16 protein-coding genes are annotated in these 19,697 nt (G+C 69.2%); 7 read left to right on the top strand and 9 right to left on the bottom strand.

Annotated elements, in window-relative coordinates:
- The first annotated feature begins 22 nt into the window (after nt 1-22).
- Nucleotides 23-775: a helix-turn-helix domain-containing protein gene (locus V7Z82_RS13995; protein ID WP_334152146.1), complete on the top strand. Its 753-nt coding sequence runs from the start codon at nt 23-25 to the stop codon at nt 773-775.
- Between the two features lie 10 nt (nt 776-785).
- Here V7Z82_RS13995 and V7Z82_RS13990 read toward each other — a convergent pair whose 3' ends face one another.
- Nucleotides 786-1,244: an Lrp/AsnC family transcriptional regulator gene (locus V7Z82_RS13990; protein WP_334152145.1), complete on the bottom strand. Its 459-nt coding sequence runs from the start codon at nt 1,242-1,244 to the stop codon at nt 786-788.
- A 107-nt stretch (nt 1,245-1,351) separates the two neighbouring features.
- On the opposite strand from V7Z82_RS13990, the gene V7Z82_RS13985 reads away from it, so the two are divergent.
- Complete coding sequence (locus tag V7Z82_RS13985) at nt 1,352-1,969, top strand: LysE family translocator (RefSeq protein WP_334152144.1); 618 nt, start codon at nt 1,352-1,354, stop codon at nt 1,967-1,969.
- Nucleotides 1,966-2,754 (top strand): thioesterase family protein, encoded by a 789-nt coding sequence (locus tag V7Z82_RS13980; protein ID WP_334152143.1) that lies wholly within the window; start codon nt 1,966-1,968, stop codon nt 2,752-2,754. Before V7Z82_RS13985 ends, V7Z82_RS13980 begins: the two co-directional genes overlap by 4 nt.
- Nucleotides 2,755-2,763: 9 nt before the next feature.
- Here V7Z82_RS13980 and V7Z82_RS13975 read toward each other — a convergent pair whose 3' ends face one another.
- The gene (locus tag V7Z82_RS13975; RefSeq protein ID WP_334152142.1) at nt 2,764-3,306 is read right to left on the bottom strand and encodes a TetR/AcrR family transcriptional regulator; all 543 of its coding nucleotides are present in this window, start codon (nt 3,304-3,306) and stop codon (nt 2,764-2,766) included.
- Between the two features lie 88 nt (nt 3,307-3,394).
- Here V7Z82_RS13975 and V7Z82_RS13970 point away from each other — a divergent pair, with 88 nt between their 5' ends.
- Nucleotides 3,395-4,363, top strand: a complete 969-nt coding sequence (locus V7Z82_RS13970; protein WP_334152141.1) for an SDR family NAD(P)-dependent oxidoreductase — start codon at nt 3,395-3,397, stop codon at nt 4,361-4,363.
- Between the two features lie 24 nt (nt 4,364-4,387).
- Here the strand turns inward: V7Z82_RS13970 and V7Z82_RS13965 are convergent, their stop codons facing one another.
- Nucleotides 4,388-6,598, bottom strand: coding sequence for a hypothetical protein (locus tag V7Z82_RS13965; protein WP_334152140.1), 2,211 nt, complete (start codon nt 6,596-6,598; stop codon nt 4,388-4,390).
- Between the two features lie 121 nt (nt 6,599-6,719).
- Nucleotides 6,720-8,420, bottom strand: coding sequence for a long-chain-fatty-acid--CoA ligase (locus V7Z82_RS13960; protein ID WP_334152139.1), 1,701 nt, complete (start codon nt 8,418-8,420; stop codon nt 6,720-6,722).
- A gap of 239 nt (nt 8,421-8,659) precedes the next feature.
- Between V7Z82_RS13960 and V7Z82_RS13955 the strand changes: the two genes are divergently transcribed.
- Nucleotides 8,660-12,331 (top strand): glycosyl hydrolase family 95 catalytic domain-containing protein, encoded by a 3,672-nt coding sequence (locus V7Z82_RS13955; RefSeq protein WP_334152138.1) that lies wholly within the window; start codon nt 8,660-8,662, stop codon nt 12,329-12,331.
- Nucleotides 12,332-12,463: 132 nt separating this feature from the next.
- A complete protein-coding gene (locus V7Z82_RS13950; protein ID WP_334152137.1) occupies nt 12,464-12,667 on the top strand; it encodes a hypothetical protein in 204 nt (67 codons plus the stop codon).
- A gap of 15 nt (nt 12,668-12,682) precedes the next feature.
- Here the strand turns inward: V7Z82_RS13950 and V7Z82_RS13945 are convergent, their stop codons facing one another.
- The 5 genes from V7Z82_RS13945 to V7Z82_RS13925 all read right to left on the bottom strand — a co-directional run bounded on the left by V7Z82_RS13945 (nt 12,683) and on the right by V7Z82_RS13925 (nt 18,184).
- Nucleotides 12,683-13,180 (bottom strand): MarR family winged helix-turn-helix transcriptional regulator, encoded by a 498-nt coding sequence (locus V7Z82_RS13945; protein WP_334152136.1) that lies wholly within the window; start codon nt 13,178-13,180, stop codon nt 12,683-12,685.
- 64 nt (nt 13,181-13,244) lie between these two features.
- Nucleotides 13,245-13,679: a MarR family winged helix-turn-helix transcriptional regulator gene (locus V7Z82_RS13940; protein WP_334152135.1), complete on the bottom strand. Its 435-nt coding sequence runs from the start codon at nt 13,677-13,679 to the stop codon at nt 13,245-13,247.
- Between the two features lie 22 nt (nt 13,680-13,701).
- Nucleotides 13,702-15,333 carry a DHA2 family efflux MFS transporter permease subunit gene (locus V7Z82_RS13935; protein WP_442927640.1) on the bottom strand — a complete coding sequence of 544 codons (1,632 nt, stop codon included), beginning with the start codon at nt 15,331-15,333 and terminating at the stop codon, nt 13,702-13,704.
- A gap of 237 nt (nt 15,334-15,570) precedes the next feature.
- Complete coding sequence (locus V7Z82_RS13930) at nt 15,571-16,944, bottom strand: APC family permease (protein WP_334152237.1); 1,374 nt, start codon at nt 16,942-16,944, stop codon at nt 15,571-15,573.
- Nucleotides 16,945-17,086: 142 nt separating this feature from the next.
- Nucleotides 17,087-18,184, bottom strand: coding sequence for a Zn-dependent alcohol dehydrogenase (locus V7Z82_RS13925; protein ID WP_334152133.1), 1,098 nt, complete (start codon nt 18,182-18,184; stop codon nt 17,087-17,089).
- Nucleotides 18,185-18,300: 116 nt separating this feature from the next.
- Here V7Z82_RS13925 and V7Z82_RS13920 point away from each other — a divergent pair, with 116 nt between their 5' ends.
- Nucleotides 18,301-19,692, top strand: a complete 1,392-nt coding sequence (locus V7Z82_RS13920; protein WP_334152132.1) for a helix-turn-helix domain-containing protein — start codon at nt 18,301-18,303, stop codon at nt 19,690-19,692.
- Nucleotides 19,693-19,697 lie beyond the last annotated feature (5 nt).

Below are 19,697 nucleotides of genomic sequence, written 5' to 3'. Positions count from 1 at the left end.
CCTCACCCGCGAGGACGAGCGCGTGAGCGCTTCCGCCCCGCACGGCAGCTTCGCCGGCTTCGCCGCCGGTTGCCGCACGCGCGCCATGTGCCCGCACGGCGAGTTCTCACCCTGGTTGTCCTGCGCAGAGGCATCGGTGCGGAGGCGATCCGATTATCGGATGTGGAAGCTGCCGCTCGAGCAACCCATCCCCCGTGACGCATCAGCCGGCTCTGCCGCACCTGCCCCGACCGAACGTGGCTCCGGCGACGAGACAGCCGCCACCCACGGCACGCTCGGCGGCTATCGACGCGGATGCCACGAGGACCGCACCTGCCCGAACTGGCAGCGCGGGAGGACGACGTGCGCCGGCGCGCGTCGCGAGTACATCCGCGACTATCGCAGCCGACGGCTCGATGGGGAAGGCCCCGGCGTCGCCCACGGCACCCCGAACGGCTACTATCTCGGATGCCGCGACCGGCGCACCTGTCCTGGCGACTCGGACGGTCGTTCGTGCGCCGACGCGCAGGCACTGCGACGACGCGAGATCGCGGCATCCGCCGGCATCGCACCGCGCGCAGAGCACGTCGACTCGACGCCGGCCTCCGAGCGCATCTGGCAGCTTCGACAGCGGGGCTTCTCGCTGCGTGAGATCGCGCGCCTCACCGGATGCGGCCACACGACCATCTCCGACCTGGCGAAGACCGGCCAGGGGCGCAGGGCACGGATCACGCCGGACGTGCTACACCGGATCCTGCGTGCGCAGAGCATGGAGACCGCCCGCACATCTCGCTGAGCTCGTCTCTCTAGCCACCGAGCGGAAGCGCCCGCTCATCGACGACCGAGCGCATGACCAGGGTCGTGTTCAGACGCTGCACTCCGGGGAGCGCGCTGAGTCGTTCGTCGTAGATCTGCTGGAAGTGCTCGAGGTCTCGTGCGACGACGCGCAGAAGATAGTCAGGATCTCCGAACAGCCGATCCGCGTCGAGGATGTAGGGGATCTCAGTGACCGCAGCCTCGAAGGCCGCGATGACGTCCCGGGTGGACTCGCGCATGGACACGAAGACGAGCGTCTGGAAGCCGAACCCCACTGCGCTCGGGTCCAGAATCGCCCGATACCCGGTGATCGCGCCGTCCCTCTCGAGCTCCCGCACTCTTCGATGGCACGGCGACACGGTCAGCTGCACCCGTTCGGCCAGCTCCGTGAGCGTCTGGCGCCCGTCTCGCTGCAGTTCGGAAAGAATCTTCCTATCCGTGGCATCCATGCGTTGATTCTTCCACGGACGGCTCGAAGAGGCACAGAAGTTGAAAGCACATTGCGGCTGATCGCGAATAGCCTTGCTCACATGGAGCAGTGCGAAGAAGTCACGTCGTGAACCTCCCCTCCGTCCTTGCATTCTGGGGAGTCTCCGCGCTCTTCGTACTCACACCGGGCGCCGACTGGGCCTACGCCATCACAGCGGGACTCCAGCGGCGGGTCCTACCAGCGGTGCTCGGACTCCTGACGGGACACGTGGTCGCGACGCTCATCGTCGCCGCCGGCGTCGGCACACTGATCATGGGCATCCCCGGCGCCCTCACGGTTCTCACGCTCGCCGGCTCGCTGTACCTGATGTGGCTCGGAATCTCCACGCTCCGCCACCCGGCAGTGGTGCAGGCGAGCAGCGTGCAGCCTCCCGGATCGGCGTGGCGCTGGTGGGCGAAGGGGTTCGGCGTGAGCGGATTGAACCCGAAGGTCTTCCTGCTCTTCCTCGCGGTGCTGCCGCCGTTCACCGATCCCGAGTCGTCCTGGCCGCTCGCCCCGCAGATCATCGTCCTGGGGCTCGTCCACGTGGCAAGCTGCGCCGTGATGTACATCGTCGTGGGATACGGAGCGGATCGCCTGCTCCGCACCCGGCCGGCCGCCGCCCGAATCGTCAGTCGAATCTCCGGCATCACGATGATCGCGATCGGACTCCTCCTCATCATCGAAAGGCTCGTGCACCTGTGACAGCCACCGACTCCCCGACCGCGTCGTTCCATCGCCTCGACGCGTCGCGATTCCTCCCGACCTCCGCAGTCGAGGGCGCGTGGAACACCAGCGAACAGCACATCGCCCCTGCGCTGGGACTGCTCGCCCACCTCCTGGAGGCCGATCATCGTTCACGCCATAGGGCTCCGATGGATCTCGCCCGAGTCTCCTTCGACATCCTCGGCACCCTGGACATCCATGCGATGGAGACCTCGACTCGCGTCATCCGGCCAGGACGGACCATCGAACTCGCAGAGGCCACGCTCAGCCAAGACGGTCGCACAGCAGTCATCGCTCGCGGATGGTTCCTCGCCCCCTCAGACACCGCCACCGTCCAGGGGACCGCGCTCCTCCCGATGCCGCCCCGAGAGATGCTGCCCCACTGGAACGCATCCGACATCTGGCCCGGCGAATTCGTCGGAACCGTCGAGGTCCGTCGGCGGGAGGAGCAAGCCGGCCGAGCCCAGTGCTGGCTGCGCCCGCGGCTGCCGCTGATCCAGGATGAGCCGGTCAGCCCGACTGCTCGACTCCTCGGCTTCGTCGACATCGCGAACGGCGTCACGCCACTGCACTCTCCCGCGGATCTCGCATTCCCCAACGTCGATCTGACCGCGCACCTGTTCCGAGCACCCGAGACGGAATGGATCGGCTTCGACACGACCGTGAGTTACGGACCGCGCGGACACGGGCTGACTCAGACCGTGGTCCACGACGAGCTGGGCCCGATCGGCACCGTGCAGCAGACACTCACGCTGCGCGGCTGATTTCGGCCGTCAGACGGTCGGACGGATGCCGGCGAGCAGGATCTCCAGGAACATCTGCCGATCGCCGGGCTCCCCGATCCTGACGGCGTGCTCGATGCCGCAGATCAGATGCTCGAGCTGGGTGATCGACAGGTCCGCACGGACGATCCTCTCGTGTCGAGCGCGCTGCAGGACGCCCTCGAAGGCCGCGAAGATCTCCTGCTTCATCGCGCGCACGCCCTGGTCCTCGTCGTCGGGCGAGAGCAGCACGGCCTGGAGTCCGCCGTCCTGGAGCTGCAGTTCGAGAGCGCCGTCGAGGAAGCCGATGAACGCCGCCTCCGTGTCGGCGCGCTGCGACTCGGAGCGGGCGATCGTCAGCATCCGCTCGAGCGTCTCGGCGGAGAGCGCCTCCACGAGTGCGTGCACCGTCGGGAAGTGCCGATAGACGGTGCCGACGCCGAGTCCTGCATCCTTCGCGACGACGTTCAGGCTCAGCGTGGCCGACTGCTGGGCACGCGCGGCATCGAGGATCCGAGTCCGGCTGCGCACGGCATCCGCACGTATCTGTCGCATGGGTCGATCGTACCAGGGAAGCGGATAGATCATCCGCTTCGTGCTAGGTTCAAACGGATAACTCATCCGCTTACTCGAGGACCGACTCATGACCTGGAATCCCGCACACCTGCCCGACCACACGGGGCACACCTTCGCCGTCACAGGCGCGACCGGTGGCATCGGCTACTTCGCGGCCGAGCAGCTCGCCTCATCCGGGGCGGAGATCGTGCTCGCCTCCCGCTCAGAAGCGAAGCTCCGCCTCGCTGAGGCCGCCATCCGCGACCGTGTTCCCGGAGCATCCGTCCGACGCGTCGTGATCGATCTCGCCTCCCTCGACTCCGTCGACCGTGCCGCAGACGAGCTGCGCGCGCTGCCGCGCCTCGACGGCGTGCTGTTGAACGGCGGAGCGATGACCGGCGGTCGACGCGCCGTCACCGAGGACGGACTCCCCCTGCTGCTCGGCACCCACGTCGCGGCGAACGTCCGCCTGCTCGCCGGCATCCTCCCCGCGCTCGTCGCGACCGGTGACGCGCACGGCTCGACCAGTCGCGTCGTCCATACGTCGACCGGCTTCGTGCAGCAGTTCCGGGTCGGCGTCGACGATGTGCGCGCGACGCCCCCGATCTCCATCGCGGCATACACGAAGGCGAAGGCCGTGACCGAGGTGTTCGCGTTCGAGCTCGAGCGCCGCCTTCGCGCGAGCGCACTCCCCGTCGCGTCCCTCGTGGTCCGCCCAGGTGTCGGCGTCGATGCGAAGACGCCGGAGCGACCCGGCATCCGCGATGCCACGACGCCTTACCAGCGCAATCCCTACACGCCGTGGGCGCAGGGGAAGGACACCGCCGCCTGGTCCGCCGTGCGGGCGCTCACTGATCCGGCCGCAGCGGGCGGCGAGTACTATGCTCCCGCCGGCCGACTCCGCGGCCTGCCGGTTCGCATCGAACCGATCGCCCGCACCCAGACCCCGCCGGCCGAACTCGCTGCCTCGGTCTGGGAGCAGCTCGAAGCGCTGGCCGGAGTGCGGATGCCGATTCGCCGCGGCGCCGGGCAGCAGGGGTCACCTGCGGTCCCGTGACCCCACGTGATCGGCACCCGCCGATCAGTCGGCGCCGCAGCGCGCGGCGGTGCACTCGATGACCGTGCCGCTGTCGGTGTCCTTCGCTGTCGCGCCGCTGTGCCGGAGGCCGACCGCGGCGAGTGGGCGGTCCTGGTCGTCGAGCGAGAGCGCGAAGCCGTTGGTGAAGCCGGCGCCCGTCGCCACCACACCGGCCAACGGCACCGATGTGCGTGATGTGCAGGCCGCGTCATCGCAGGAGAGCAGGGCGATGTTCACCGCCGCATCGATCGTGCCGATGAGCGGGCGGCCAGTCGCATCGATCGCGAGGGCCGGCGCGTGCAGCAGCTCGGTGTCCGGCGTGATGTCGGTGAAGGTCACGTCAGCGCACGATGCATCCGCGCAGGTGAAGAGCCGCATGACGTTCTGCTCGACGCCCCGGAACAGGATCACCGGCAGACCGTCTGCGTTCATCGCCACCTGGGCGCCGTGCGTGGCGTCGAGGTCGGTGACGGACTCCCCGGGAACATCGACGTCAGGCGTCTCGGTCGTCCACTCGCCATCAGCCGTGGCGGTGATGACGCGCAGCGGGATGGCGCCCTCCTCGCCGATGTCGTCCACGAGGGTGATCACGACCGAGCCATCGGGTGCGGACGCGATGTCGAGCGTGGTCGCATTCGTGCTCCACAGGCTCCACTGCACCGGCATCGAGATGCGGCTGCTGGCCGTGCACTCGGCGTCATCGCAGAAGTCGACGGAGAGCATCGAGTCGCGCAGTTCCGGGCGGACAATCGACGCGATCACCGGATTCTCACCGCTCGAGTCGATCGCGACGGCCATGCGGGACTCATTGATCCGCGCGGTGACCGACTCGGCCGGCCGGAAGGCCGCATCGACGCTGCCGAGCACGCGCTCCTCGCCGGGGAAGCCGTGCCATGCCTCCCACCGCTCAGCGTCGGATGCGTCGTCGTCGAGCGGCTCCGACCACCGGGCGAGCGCCTCGGGCGAACTGTGCGTCACGCGCAGCTCGAAGCTCCCGGAGGAGGAGTCGGCACCCTCGACCGGGTTCCAGGCAGCGGAGAGGAGTCCGCCGTCCGCAGCCGGCGCGATGGTCGACGGGAGGATGGAGCGCATCTCGTGCTCGGGCCCGCACTCGGCGCCGGAGCACAGCTGGGCGCGCGAATCCTCGCCGGCCAGGCGGGAGAGCACGGCGGTGCCGCCGTCCCAGTGCACGACCTCCGAGGACTTCCAGACCCGGCGCACGTCGGCAGCGGCGTAGGCGGGCACGTGCCACGGGTTGATCGCGATCAGCACGCCCGCGACGATCGCCGGCACGAGCAGCACGCCGAGACCGATGAGCACGCCCCCGCGCGGTGCGCGCACCGGCTCGGCGGTCTCAGCGGGATCCGCCGAGGTGTTCTCGACAACCTGGAGCGGCCCCTTCACCCGGAGCGCCATGCCACGAACCTCGACCGCGACGAGCAGCAGCTGCGTGAGCGCTGCCGGCACGAGTGCGAGCGCGACGCCGACGACCGGCGTCCACCACCCTGCCGGAAGCAGCCCGCCCGACCAGCCGAGTCCGACCGAGATCAGGCCGGTGATGATGACGGCGACCGAGACGGCGAGTCGCGGGCTGCCCAGCGGTTCGGCGGCCTGCCCCTGGAAGGCGCGCGGCGACCGCCATGCCGCGGCGAGCGCGGACGGGAGCGAGTGCGTGCCTGCCACGATCAGCGGCCAGGCGAGCAGCAGCGGGGCGAGCACGATCCCGAGGGGCAGCAGGGCGATGGCAGCCGCGATGCCGGCGATGGGCAGCACCGGGATGAGCACGCCGACGATGCCGACGACGAGCGCCGCGATACCCAGCGTGACGAGGGTCGCGAGCAGGACGCTGCCAGGACGACGCACTGCACCTGCCCACGCGGCGCCCGCCGTGAGCCGACGCCCATCGACGCGCGCGATCACGGCCAGGGTGGCTGCGGTGATCCCGAACCCATGGGCGACGGCGACCGCGACCGCGAGGATCACGACACCCGCCAGCACATCCGGGCCGCCGCGGAGCGCTGCGACCTCACTGTTCGCGATGACCAGGTCGCCTGCGAACACCGTCATGACGATGGTCGCGACCACGATCACCGCACCGGCGAGCGGCACTGCGTAGGCGATCGCCGGTTCCGGGGTCCCGAACGCCAGCACCGCCGCTCGCGGAGGTCCGTAGATCCGTCGCGTCTTCTCCGAATCCGTACCCGAATCGTCCATCTGGCCCCCGCCCTCCGATCCCGAGTGATTTATCGAGACACCTGAGAAACCCTATCGGGGATGCGCGGATCCCTCGATGGAGAGAACTCCCCACCGCGGCATCCGACGGCCTCCGATTCGATCAGCGAGCGTCGAGCAGCTGCTCCCGCACCTGACGGCGCAGCACCTTGCCGATGAGCGATCGAGGGAGGTCGTCGACCGCCGTGATGCGCTTGGGCACCTTGTAGGGGGTGAGCCTGGTGCGGCAGAAGTCGCGCAGCGCACCTGCGTCGAGCACCGCACCCTCACGGAGCACCACGGCCGCCGCGACCTCTTCGCCGCCGCTGGATCGCGGAAGCCCGACGACGGCCGCTGCGACGACGTCGGGATGCGCCTCGAGCGCGTCCTCCACCTCGCTCGGCGACACGTTGAATCCGCCGGTGATGATGAGCTCCTTGAGGCGGTCGACGATCGTGACGAACCCGTCGGTCGACACCTCGGCGATGTCGCCGCTGCGCAGCCATCCGTCGGCGAGCAGCACGTCGGCGGTCTCGCCACGACGGCCCCAATAGCCCTGGAACACCTGCGGGCCGCGGATGAGCAGCTCGCCCCGTTCGCCGGCCGGCACGTCGACGTCGGTGTCGGCCGGGTCGACCACGCGGATCTCGGTGCTCGGGAAGGGCACGCCGACGGTTCCGGGGCGCCGGGTGCGTCCGATCGGATTGCCGAGGGCCACTGGCGAGCTCTCGGTCATGCCGTAGCCCTCGACGAGCAGGCCGCCGGTGGCTTCCTCCCAGCGCTGCACGGTCGCGACCGGCAGGCTCATCGCGCCGGAGATCGCGAACCGGACGGTCGAGAGGTCGATGGTGCCGCGTGCGGCAGCGCGGGCGAGCTGATCGTAGATCGGCGGAACCGCCGGGAGGAAGGTCGGCGGGCTCGACTTCGCCGCAGCCGTCACCAGGCCGAGGTCGAACGTCGGGAACAGCACGAGCTTCGCGCCGATGCTCATCGCGAAGGTCAGACAGAGCGTCATGCCGTAGGCGTGGAACAGGGGCAGCACCCCGTAGAACGTCTCTTCGCCGTCGACGAGGCCCGGAACCCAGGCGCGCCCCTGCATCGCGTTGGCGCGCAGGTTCGCATGTGTGAGGATCGCCCCCTTCGGCACCCCGGTGGTGCCGCTCGTGTACTGCAGCAGCGCGGTGTCGCTCAGCGTCGGGCCGGGCACGCGCCGCGAGATCCGGCGGTGATCGATCAGCGTCTTCCAGGCGACGAGATGCCGCGCCTTCGGAGTCGTCGTCAGCTTCGCCCTCGACTCGCGCGCCTTCGGCACCGGCAGGCGCAGCAGCATCCGCTTCGACAACGGCATCGCCGCCGTGATGTCCACGCTCACGATGTGCTCGACCTTGAGGTCGGCGGGGAACCCGGCGACCGTGTCGGCGATCTTGTCCCACACGACGGCCACGCTGGCGCCGTGATCCTCGAACTGGTGCCGCAGCTCGCGGGCCGTGTAGAGCGGGTTGTGCTCGACCACGATCGCGCCGAGGCGGAGCGTCGCGTAGAAGGCCACGACATGCTGCGGGGAGTTCGGCAGCACCAGAGCGACCCGGTCACCGCTCCCGACCCCGAGCCGCCGCAGGCCCTCGGCGGCTCGCTCGATCTGCGCTCCGAGTTCACGGTAGGTCGTGACCGCGCCGAAGAATTCGAGTGCAGGACGTGTGCCGTAGGCGTGCACGCTCGCGGCCAGCATCTCCGGCAGCGTCTGCGTCGGCTCGTCGATCTCCGCCGGGACGCCCTCCGCGTACGAGCTGAGCCACGGGCGGGATGCATAGGGGTTGGCGGTCATATCTCCATCCTCCCCCGAGCGAGTGTCGCCGACGTTGCAGATGGGCCACTCGAGGCTGCGGATGCGGACCGGCTCTGCACGGTCGGGCCCGCCGCGTCGAGACGGCAGTGAGCCGCACGCGGCACCGGAGTCGGTCTAGACATCGGATCAATCCTCAGCCAGGATTGTGGTTGGTTTCGCTGAAGACCTCTTTTCTCGGCAATTCTGACTCTGATCGATGACGCTCCGGAGGATTTCCCATGTTCAAAGAACCGATCTCTCGTCGTGGCGCGCTGCAGCTGGGGGGCCTCGCTGCCGCTGCCGTATTCACGCCGCAGTTCCTGTCCGCACGGCCCGCTGCCGCCAGCACGTTGCCGGCGACCTTCCGGCCTCAGGCCGCCGCAGCGGGGGCCATCGCGCGACCGGAGCTCTCGACTCACGCGCTCTGGTACGGCACGCCGGCGGTGAGCTGGGAGCAGCAGTCGCTGCCGATCGGCAACGCGCGACTGGGCGCGAATCTCTTCGGCAACCCGGACCGCGAGGTCGTGCATTTCAGCGAGCAGAGCTTCTGGGGCGGGATGAACGATTGGGACGGCGACTTCGACACATCCGTCACCGGATTCGGGTCGTTCCGAGATTTCGGCGACCTCTCGATGAGCTTCAGCGCCACGAACACGGTCACCGCCCCCGGCGGTCCCTACAACAACTCCGGGAGCGAGACCGTCGCTCAGACGTACGACGGGAGTGCGGACTCGAAGTGGTGCATCGACGGCCCGCCCACCGAAGTGGTGTGGCAGGCGCAGCTGGCGGACCCCAGCGTCGTCTCGGCATACTCGCTGACCAGCGCCAACGACGTGCCAGCGCGGGATCCGCAGGACTGGAGATTCGAGGGATCCGCCGACGGCTCCGACTGGGTGACGCTCGATGAGCGCTCCGAATCGCCGTTCCCGACGCGAAAGCTCACGAAGGACTACTCCGCGACGAACACTGTCGCCTATGCGTTCTATCGCTTCGTGTTCCTGCCGAAGGCGGGCGTCAGCCACTTCCAGGTCGCCGAGGTCGCACTCGGCGGAATCAACCTCACCGGCTCCGGCTCCGTCTTCGCGTCATCGCCCAGCGGCCACGCCGATTCCCTTCTGGGAACCGTCGATTCGGACCCCTCCACGGTCTGGGAAGTGGCGGATGCCGGCTCCGGGGCCGTGTGGCAGCTCGAGACCGGCGAGAGACGAGCGCTCGACGGCTACGTGCTCACCCCCGCCGCGGAGGGGCCCGGCGCCGACCCGACCGCATGGACTGTCTCCGGCTCGAACGACGGCCTCGACTGGACGACGCTGGACACCCGCACGGGCGAGTCCTTCCCGGAGCGCAGCCTCCGCGAGTTCACGTTCGCGAACACGACGGCGTACGCGGCGTATCGCCTGACGATCGTCGCGCCCGGGGCCTTCCGGCTCGCCGGCGTCGCCTTCACCGGCAACGGATTCAGCACTGCGAGCCGGCGCACCGTCGTCGACTACCGCCGTGCGCTGGACATCGCGGTCGGTGTGCACACCACGCATTTCGCCACGCCGAACGGGACCGTCCTGCGCGAAGCCTTCGCCAGCCGCGAGGCCGACCTCATCGTGGTGCGGCTGACCGCGGATCGGGAGAAGTCGCTCGCGGCGCACCTCACCCTGAGCACGCACCAGGACGACGGCCCGCAGACCGTCGCCGACGCCGGGGCAGCTCGCTTGAGCTTCTCCGGCACGATGGCCAACGCTCTCAGATATGCCGCGGCGGCGAAGATCATCGACACCGACGGCACGATCACGGCCGAGCAGAACGGCCTGCGCATCGAGGGAGCCTCACGGCTCACCCTGCTTCTCGACGCCCGGACCGACTACCGGATGAACGCCGCGGACGGCTGGCGCGGAGAGGCCCCCGAGCCGAAGATCGAGCGCGCATTCGCCGCCGCATCCGGACGCTCCTGGGACGACCTCCGCACGGCACACGTCGCTCATGTCTCGGGACTCATGCAGCGTGCCGCCATCGAGTGGGGGCAGACGGATGCCGCCGTGCTCGCCCTGCCGACGGACCGGCGTCTCACGCGCTATGCCGCAGGCGAGTCCGACCCCACGTTGGAGCAGACCATGTACGCCTACGGGCGCTATCTGCTGCTCAGCTCCTCGAAGCCGGGCGGCCTCCCCGCCAACCTGCAGGGGCTGTGGAATGCGAGCAATTCGCCGGCCTGGGCCAGCGATTACCACACCAACATCAATATCCAGATGAACTACTGGGGCGCTGAGACCTCCGACCTGTCGGAGTCGCACGAGGCGCTCGCGGCCTTCATCCAGCAGGTCGCCGTGCCGAGCCGCGTGGCGACACAGAAGGCCTTCGGTGCCGACAAGCGCGGATGGACCGCCCGTACCTCGCAGAGCATCTTCGGGGGCAACGGCTGGGAATGGAACACCATCGCGAGTGCGTGGTACGCGCAGCATCTCTACGAGCACTGGGCCTTCACCCAGGACGAGACGTACCTCCGCGACCTCGCCTATCCGCTGATCAAGGAGATCTGCGAGTTCTGGGAGGACGAGCTGAAGGAGCTCCCGGACGGCACGCTCGTCGCGCCGAACGGCTGGTCACCCGAGCACGGTCCGCGCGAGGACGGGGTGATGCACGACCAGCAGATCATCTGGGACCTGTTCCGGAACTACATCGAGGTTGCGACCGCGCTCGATATCGACCCCGAGTATCGGGCGAAGGTCGCCGACATGTGGGGCCGTCTGGCCGGGAACAAGATCGGGCGGTGGGGTCAGCTCCAGGAGTGGCAGGCCGACCGCGACGACCCGAGCGATCTGCACCGCCACACCTCGCATCTGTTCGCCGTCTACCCGGGTCGCCAGATCACGCCGGAGACGCCTGAGCTCGCCGCCGCGGCCCTCGTGTCACTCAAAGCGCGCTGCGGAGAGAAGGACGGCGTGCCGTTCACCGCGGCCACCGTCTCCGGAGACAGCCGCCGGTCGTGGACGTGGCCGTGGCGCACCGCGCTGTTCGCGCGACTCGGTGAGGCCGAGCGTGCGCGGACCATGGTTCGGGGGCTGCTGACCTTCAACACGCTGCAGAACCTCTGGGCGGATCACCCGCCGTTCCAGCTCGATGGCAACTTCGGGATCGTCGGCGGCATCATCGAGATGCTGCTGCAGAGCCATGGTGGCGTGATCCGCCTGCTGCCCGCACTGCCCGCCGACTGGGCGGCGACCGGGTCCTTCACGGGTCTGCGCGCCCGCGGCGGCTACCGCGTGACCTGCACATGGCGAGACGGCAAGGTCGCCGGCTACGACGTGGTCGCCGACAGGGCTCCTGACGCGAAGCCGATCGTGGTGATCGTCGACGGCGAGCGACGGATGGTGCGCCCCGCGGATCCGCGCACGGGCAAGCCGATGCGCGACCTCGGCCCCGCCGACTCCCCCACCCCCGGAGCCGCCGCGCTGAGCCTCGACACCGTCACGGCACGGATCGGCGACACCGTGGTCGTCTCTCTCACCGGGTTCGAACCCGCCAGCGATGTCCGACTGGAGCTCCACTCGGCGCCGCAGGCACTGGGCATCCTGCGTTCCGACGCGCAGGGCGCGGCGCAGTTCAGCTTCCGCGTGCCGGACGTCGAGGTCGGTCCGCACGAGATCGTCGCGATCGACGCGTGGGGCGAGACCACGTCCACTCCGCTGGCCGTGGTGGGTGCGACAGGGCCGTCCACGGGTGGAGGGAACTCCTCCGGAGCAGGCTCGGACCCGCTCGCGAACACGGGCGGGGTGTTCAGCCCGCTCCTCGCGGGGCTGGGCCTCACCGCCGGTGTCGTCGGTGGCGGGCTGGCGCTCCTGCGTCGCCGCACCTCGCGCACGGGTCGGGAACCGGTCACGGATGCGAGCGCGTCGGAGTCGGACACGACGGAGGGGTGAGCGATCGGCGACGGGGAGCAGCGGGCCGGCGACCCCTCGGCGCGTGTCAGCCGTGGGCGTCGGGCAGAACCACATGAGCGGCCCGTTCTCAACCCCCTGGCCGCCGGGCGCGACCCGTCGGATGCTGGAGGCATGAGCCATCCAGACGACATCAAGCAGCCGCTCGACCATCTGCCCCCGCTCGACGAGCGCGACAAGGCGGTCGAGATCGACGAGCCGAGCTATCCCACGTCCGAGGCGCCGACGGGTCCTGCCCACGCGTCGCCGGAGACCGCGGCCGAGCCGGACAAGCCGAACCGCCACGGCGTCGACAAGCTTCCGCCGACCTCGCGTTGATCCCGCGGGAGTCGTTCAGTCGCCGAACGCAGCGAGCAGATCGGCGAAGTGATCGAGGTCTTCCGCCGACCACTTGCGCAGCCGCTCGCCGAGTCGAGCCTCGTACCGCGAGCGGGCGAGCGCCACCCGCTCCTGTGCGAGTTCGGTGGCGACGAGCACTCGCGCCCGACGGTCGTCCTCATCCCGGACGCTCTCGACGAGTCCCAGCTGCTCGAGCTGACGGACGTGCCTGCTGACGGCGGACTTGTCGGTCTGCAGACGCTCGATGATCGCGCCGGCCGAGGTGGCCTTGCCCGTCGCGATCGACGTGAGCACCTGGTAGCCGAGCGGCTGCAGATCGGGATGCACGGTGGTCGCGGCTTCGCGCCAGCTCACCCTGATCCGGGCGAAGAGCCGACCCAGCTCGTGCTCGACCCTGGTGACCGCCTGATCGAGGTCGACACGGTCATCGGCGCCGGCGGATGCAGCGGCTGGCTCGCCCGTTCGGGCGGGTTCGTCGGAGGAGGCGCTCATGGTCGCCAGCTTACGGCGAAGCCCCGCCGTCGGACTGACGGCGGGGCTTCGTGCGACTGTCCGATCAGATCTCCGCGAGAAGCCGGAAGACCTTGGATGCTGCAGCGATCTCGTCCTGCGTGAGCTCGGCCACGACCGTCCGCAGGCGGGTGGCGTGGTCCCGGCGAAGCTCGGTGAGTGCGGCGCGGGCCGACGGTGTCGCCGTCAGCACCCGCAGCCGCCCGTCGCGCGCATCGGGCCGCGACTCGATCAGGCCCAGCTCCTCCAGCATCCGAACTTGCCGGCTGATGACCGACTTGTCGATCTCGAAGCGCTCGGCGAGCTCGTGGGCGTTCGCGGTCTCGGCCCGTTCGATGAACGTCAGCAGCTTGTAGCCGCCGACCTGCAGTTCCGGGGCGACGCGGGCCGCCGACTCCTTCCAGAGCGATCTGGTCCTCGCGAAGATGAGGTTCAGGTGCGTCTGGAGGTCTCCGAGTGCGCTGTCCACGTCTTGGGACACCGCTGCTTCCGAGGTGACCACCTCAGCGCCTCGGCTCCCGGTCTTCGCGCTCGAGCACGGTCACCGATCCGGTGGTCGGCGACGTGGACTCGGCACCCGTGATCCGGATGGTCCCTGTCGAGAGCGATGCACCGACCTCGGCCTCGGCGACGTCGATCACCGATTCCTCGGCCTGCTCGCGCAGATGCTCTGCGGCGTTCTTCGTCGACAGCGGCTTGTTCTTGATGAACGCGATCGCGATGATCGAGATCACGGCGAGCGGGATCGCGATGATGAAGGCGTCCGCGATGCCGTGACCGTAGGCACCCTCGACGATCGCGCGGATCGTGTCGGGGAGCTGCGTGACCTTCGGAACGTCACCAGATGCGAGGTGCTGCAGCGCGTCGACCTCGTCCTGCGTGGTGGGCGTGAAGCCCTTCAGCGAGTCGGTCATGTAGTTCGCGACGCTCGTCGAGAGCATCGCACCCATGACCGTGACGCCGATGGTGCCGGCGATCGTCCGGAAGAAGTTGACGTTCGACGAGGCAGCACCGAGCTGGCGCGCCGGGGTGTCGTTCTGCACGATGAGCGTGAGGTTCTGCATGACCATGCCGAGGCCTGCGCCGAGCACGAACATGAAGACGGCGACCAGCGGGAACGGGGTGTCGTAGCGCAGCGTCGACATCAGGCTCACGCCGATCGTGGTGAGCGCGGCACCCGTGAGCATCCAGCCCTTCCACTTGCCGAAGCGGCTGACGAGCTGGCCGATGATGATCGATGCACCCATCTGGCCGATGATCATCGGGATCGTCATGAGGCCGGATTCGGTCGGTGTGGCGCCACGTGCGAGCTGGAAGTACTGGGCGAGGAACACTGAGGTGGCGAACATCGAGACGCCGATCGCGATGGAGGCGACGACCGACAGCGTGAAGGTGCGGTTGCGGAACAGCGACATCGGGACGATCGGTTCCTTGACGAAGAACTCGACCGTGATGAAGCCGGCGATCGCGACACCGGCGATGACGGCGAGCATGATGCTCGTGGAGGAATCCCAGTCGAACTGGCTGCCGCCCATCGAGACCCAGATGAGGAGGGTCGAGACGCCGACGGCGAGCAGGACGATGCCGAAGTAGTCGATCGACACCTTCGTGTCGCGCTGCGGCTTCGGCAGGTGCAGCGTGAACTGCAGCAGCACGATGGCGAGGATCGCGAACGGCACGCCGACGAAGAAGTTGGAGCGCCAGCCCCACACGTCGGTGAGGAGTCCGCCGAGCAGCGGGCCGCCGATGGTGCCGAGGGCCATGATGCCGCCGACGACGCCCATGTACTTGCCGCGCTCACGCGGGGAGATGATGAGGGCGACGGCGATCATGACGAGCGACATCAGGCCGCCGACGCCGATGCCCTGCACGACGCGGACGGCGATGAGCATGTTCGTGTCGGTCGAGAAGCCGGCGATCACGGTGCCGACGGTGAAGATGATGAGCGACAGCTGCACCAGGATCTTGCGGTCGACGAGGTCGGCCAGCTTGCCCCAGATGGGCGTCGAGACGGCCGTGGCCAGCAGGCTCGCCGTGATGACCCAGGTGTACTGGGACTGGGTGCCGCCGAGGTCGGCGATGATGACGGGCATCGAGGTCGACACCACGGTGCCCGAGAGCACGGCGACGAACATGCCGACGACGAGGCCGGAGATCGCGGTGAAGACCTCGCGCGGCGAACGTGTCGCCGTTGAGATGGAGGGTGATGAGGGGGTTGTCACAGTTGGAGAGCTCCTGCGTAGAAAGTTGATAAGTGTCAACCATACGCCTGTAGTTGCAAAAGTGCAACTATCGACCGGACGCAACCACCGACGAGGGCCCCGACTCCATATGGAGTCGAGGCCCTCGTCAGCTGCGAGCGGCTGTTCGGGTCAGCCGACGCCGTCCATCGCCGACGTCTCGGTGTTTCCGATGCGCGCGATCACTTCGGGGTGACGCGCCTTCAGGAACCAGTACCGGGTGAGTGCTGCGAGCACGCAGACGATGAACACGTAGGGGATCACGTTGAACGGGAACGCCGGCACCGGGAACACGTTCGCGAAGAAGACGTAGGCCATGGTGGCGACCGCGATCGTCGCGCAGACCCACACGAGGCCGTTCCGCATTCCGGCGCGCTGCGTGTAGACGACGCAGGCGATCGCGACGAGCGCGTACGCGACCATGTAGCCGTAGGTGCCCCAGGTGTTGACCCACACGAGGATCTCCATCGGGTCGGCGCCCGCGATCAGGAAGACGATGTCGACGATCACGGCGAGGGCTCCGGCGGCCAGCAGCACACGGTGCGGCGTGAGGTGACGCTCGTGGGTGCGTCCGAACCGCTCGTGTACCACACCCTCCTTGCCCATCACGTACACGATGCGGCCGATGACGTTGAGCGGAGCGACGACCACGGCGAAGAACGACGCGGCGACGCCGAACGTGAGCACCGGCGCGAACCAGGCGGGCATGCCGATGAGCTCGGACATGCTCTCCAGCGGGCTCGCCGAGGTGGCGAGGTCGTCGCCGAGGACGGCGATCTGCGTGTACGCCGCGAAGACGTAGAGGATGCCCACGGTCAGCGCGCTCCACATGATCGCCCGAGGGATGGCCTTGTACGGGTTCTTCGCCTCGCGGCCGAGCGCATCAGCCGACGAGAATCCGACGAATCCGAGGATGCCGAGCACCATGCCGGCCGCGACGCCCTGGAACGAGGAGCCCTCGGCGAGCAGCTGCGCCGGATCCCACGCGCCCGGCCCGGCCCAGACGAGTGCCGAGATCAGCAGCACCAGGATGATCGCGACCGACAGCAGCTCGAGCACGAGGGACACACGAGCGGAGAGACGGATGCCGCGGATCGTGAACAGGGTCGCGAGGCCGCCGAGCACGATCGCGAGGCCGATGCTCCAGCCGACACCGGCCGCAGGCACGCCGAGCAGCGTCAGGAACTGACTCATGTAGGAGACCGAACCCATGAGGGAGGCTGCCGCGATGCCGAAGCATCCGATCAGCAGCGCCGCACCGGCGAGGTAGGCACCGGCAGGTCCGAGCCCCTTCGACACGTACGTGTAGAGCGAGCCGGCGGAGGCGTGTTTGCGGGCGAACACCACGACGCAGTAGCCGACGCAGAGGATCACGATCGTCGCGAGGCCGAAGGCGTAGACGGTGCCGTTGCCGGCGCCGAGGAAGATCGCGGCTGCGGTGAAGGCGATCACCGCGCTCGGGGCGATGTTCGCGATCGCCTGGGCCGCGAGCTCGGGGCCGCTCATCACGCCGCGGCGGAGGCCTGCGTCGGTGGGTGCGCCGGCTGCGGCACCGGGCGGATGCTGCTGGGATGTCGTGGTCAAGGGGTGCTCCTTCGCATCGGGTCGGTCGGAGTGGTGCTGTGAGGTGTGGTGCAGGGAGGGTCGATCAGGGAATGAGGAGGGTGCGCAGTGCCTGGCCGGACTCGAGCTCGGCGAAGGCCTCTGCCGCCTCGGCCAGCGGGCGGCGCGAGGAGATGAGCGGGTCGAGGATCAGCTGGCCGTCCATGTAGCGGTCGACCAGAGCGGGGATGTCGATCGCCGGACGCACCGAGCCGTAGTTCGACCCGAGGATGCGCTGGTCGGCCTCGGCCAGCACGAGCGGCTCGAACGATGCGCGGGCACCGGTCGGGGGCAGACCGACGATCACCGCTGCGCCGCCGAGTCCGAGCATCTCGATGGACTGCTCGGTCGTGGCGGTGCGGCCGATCGCATCGAAGGCGTAGTCGACGCCGTCCGGGAGGAGAGCCCGCAGCTGCGCGACCGCGTCGCCGTCGGGGGCGACGATCTGATCCGTGGCGCCGAACTGCGCGGCGAGGCGCGTCTTGTCCTCGCGCACATCGATCGCGACGATCCGTTCGGCACCGGCGAGTCGGGCGCCCTGGATGACGTTGAGGCCGACGCCGCCGCATCCGATCACGGCGACGAGAGCACCGGGCTCGACGCCCGCGGTGTTCATCACGGCGCCGACGCCGGTCGCGACCGCACAGCCGACGACGGCGATGACGTCGAGCGGCGCGTCGTCGCGCACCTTGATCGCACCGGACGCGGGCACCACGACCTCCTCGGCGAACGAGGAGACACCGAGGTAGTGGTGGATCGTCTCGCCGTCCTTGCTCAGCCGCGAGGTTCCGTCGAAGAGCACGCCGAGCGGGGCGACGACGGTCGCGACCTTCTGGCAGCGCGCCTCGTGGCCGGAGCGGCAGTACCGGCACTCGCCGCACGGCGGCACCCAGCTGAGCACGACGTGGTCGCCGACGGCGAGCGACGTGACACCCTCGCCAAGCTCGGTGACCACACCGGAGCCCTCATGTCCCATGACCATCGGCGCCGCTGCCGTCCACTCCCCTCGCTTCACGTGCAGGTCGGAATGGCAGACGCCCGCAGCGGCGATCTTCACGCGCACCTCTCCGGCAGCCGGCGGCGCGAGCTGCACCTCGGTGTGCTCGATCGGACTGTCGGTGTCGCGGAATACGATGGCCCGCATGTGGCCCCCTTCGTTCGTGTCGGTCGGGCTTCATCGTAGAAACGCGGGCATGCTCGTGTCATTCATCGAAATGATGATCTTCGTTGCCAGCTCTCGACATTCCTTATACTGCGGATATGACGCGAGACCTGGCATCGATCGCGCGCCTGCTCGGCGCGACCCTGGTCGACGGCGGCGCGCTGGGCGCCAAGGCTCCCGTGTCGAGCGTCGTCCCGCTGGTCGACTTCGCGGTCGTGCCGCATCCGCAGTTCGCGACGCTCGTCGTCGGTGATCCCGGCGAGATCGCATCAGCGCTCCACAGCAGCGATCGACGCGACCAGCTTCGGTCGGCCGTCGTGGTCGCGACCGGTCCGTTCGACACGGTGCCGGACGGCCTCACCGCGATCGTGGACCCGGACATGGAGCCGGTCGTCGTGCTGCCGACGCTCCAAGCCCTGCTCGCGACGGATGCCGCGGCCGAGGACCGTGCGGTGCTCGCCGCCACCAAGGTCCTCGCACTCGCAGCCCGCCGCAGCGGCGTCGCCGGCGTGGTCGCCGAACTCGCACGACGCCTCGACGGCTGGGCGGTGCTGCTCGACCGCGATGCGCAGCCGATCGCCTCGGCCGGCGCCGGGGCGCTGCACATCGGGGATGCGGTGGCGGTCGCGTTCAACCGACCGGTGCGGGTGCGGAGTCGGGCACTGCAGGTGCATCCGGTGGGCACCGACGAGGACATGTCGGCATTCCTGGTCGTGACCGCGCGGAGCGGTTCGACGAGTCGAGCGCGAGACCTCAGCTCGCAGGCGGCAGCGCTGCTCGACCTGCTGCTGCGCACCCACGACGGCAGCCGCACCGAACGACTCGGTCGGGCCACGATGATGCGCGTCCTCGAAGAGGGCGGCCCGACCGCCCTCTCGCTGGCGAAGGAGTGGGGTGTGCGGGATCGCTCGCTCGCCGCATTCGCCCTGTCGGCGCGGTCGTCCAGCGTCGACGCAGAGCGGGTGGTCATCCACTGGCTCGAAGACCTCGGCGCCCCGCATCTGCTCACTGCCGCGCACGGCCTGGTGTCCGGGTTCGCACGCGAGGAGCACATCGAGGAGATCGCCCGACGCGCGTCGACGTTCTCGGTGCCGCTGCATCTCGGACTCGGCTCCCCCGCTCCCGTCGACGCGCTCGCGGGCTCAGCGGAGGAGGCTCGCCGCGCCAACGACGTCGCCGTCGCCGAGGCGCGCGCCGTGGTGCGCTACCGCAGCATGCCGACCATCGACCTGGTGCTCGACCGGCTCGCACCGTCCGATGCACGCCGACTTGCCGCGCTGATCGAGCCGCTCCGCGACGACGATCTCGTCGAGACGCTGCGGGGCTTCCTGGCCGACAACGGAGCCTGGGGCGCCGCTGCCGCACGCCTCGGCGTCCACCGGCAGACCCTCGCCGCGCGAGTGCGGCGGATCGAGCACATCACCGGACTCTCGATGTCGAGCGCCGACGACCGAGCGGCCGCCTGGTTGGCGCTGCGGGCGCACGCGTAGCGTCC

The sequence above is a fragment of the Microbacterium sp. genome (genome assembly GCF_036823965.1).
Taxonomy (GTDB): domain Bacteria; phylum Actinomycetota; class Actinomycetes; order Actinomycetales; family Microbacteriaceae; genus Microbacterium.
Note: the sequence above shows the minus strand (reverse complement) of the source record. Positions and strands in the feature narration are given on the sequence as shown.

What these genes read in the sequence shown, in the direction of transcription:
- V7Z82_RS13935 (WP_442927640.1), bottom strand. Translation starts at nt 15,333, where the DNA reads ATGTTCGTCGCCGTGCTCTCGGGCACCGTGGTGTCGACCTCGATGCCC.
- V7Z82_RS13960 (WP_334152139.1), bottom strand. Translation starts at nt 8,420, where the DNA reads ATGACCGCCAACCCCTATGCATCCCGCCCGTGGCTCAGCTCGTACGCG.
- V7Z82_RS13920 (WP_334152132.1), top strand. Translation starts at nt 18,301, where the DNA reads ATGACGCGAGACCTGGCATCGATCGCGCGCCTGCTCGGCGCGACCCTG.
- V7Z82_RS13930 (WP_334152237.1), bottom strand. Translation starts at nt 16,944, where the DNA reads ATGAGCGGCCCCGAGCTCGCGGCCCAGGCGATCGCGAACATCGCCCCG.
- V7Z82_RS13970 (WP_334152141.1), top strand. Translation starts at nt 3,395, where the DNA reads ATGACCTGGAATCCCGCACACCTGCCCGACCACACGGGGCACACCTTC.
- V7Z82_RS13965 (WP_334152140.1), bottom strand. Translation starts at nt 6,598, where the DNA reads ATGGACGATTCGGGTACGGATTCGGAGAAGACGCGACGGATCTACGGA.
- V7Z82_RS13975 (WP_334152142.1), bottom strand. Translation starts at nt 3,306, where the DNA reads ATGCGACAGATACGTGCGGATGCCGTGCGCAGCCGGACTCGGATCCTC.
- V7Z82_RS13990 (WP_334152145.1), bottom strand. Translation starts at nt 1,244, where the DNA reads ATGGATGCCACGGATAGGAAGATTCTTTCCGAACTGCAGCGAGACGGG.
- V7Z82_RS13955 (WP_334152138.1), top strand. Translation starts at nt 8,660, where the DNA reads ATGTTCAAAGAACCGATCTCTCGTCGTGGCGCGCTGCAGCTGGGGGGC.
- V7Z82_RS13925 (WP_334152133.1), bottom strand. Translation starts at nt 18,184, where the DNA reads ATGCGGGCCATCGTATTCCGCGACACCGACAGTCCGATCGAGCACACC.
- V7Z82_RS13950 (WP_334152137.1), top strand. Translation starts at nt 12,464, where the DNA reads ATGAGCCATCCAGACGACATCAAGCAGCCGCTCGACCATCTGCCCCCG.
- V7Z82_RS13945 (WP_334152136.1), bottom strand. Translation starts at nt 13,180, where the DNA reads ATGAGCGCCTCCTCCGACGAACCCGCCCGAACGGGCGAGCCAGCCGCT.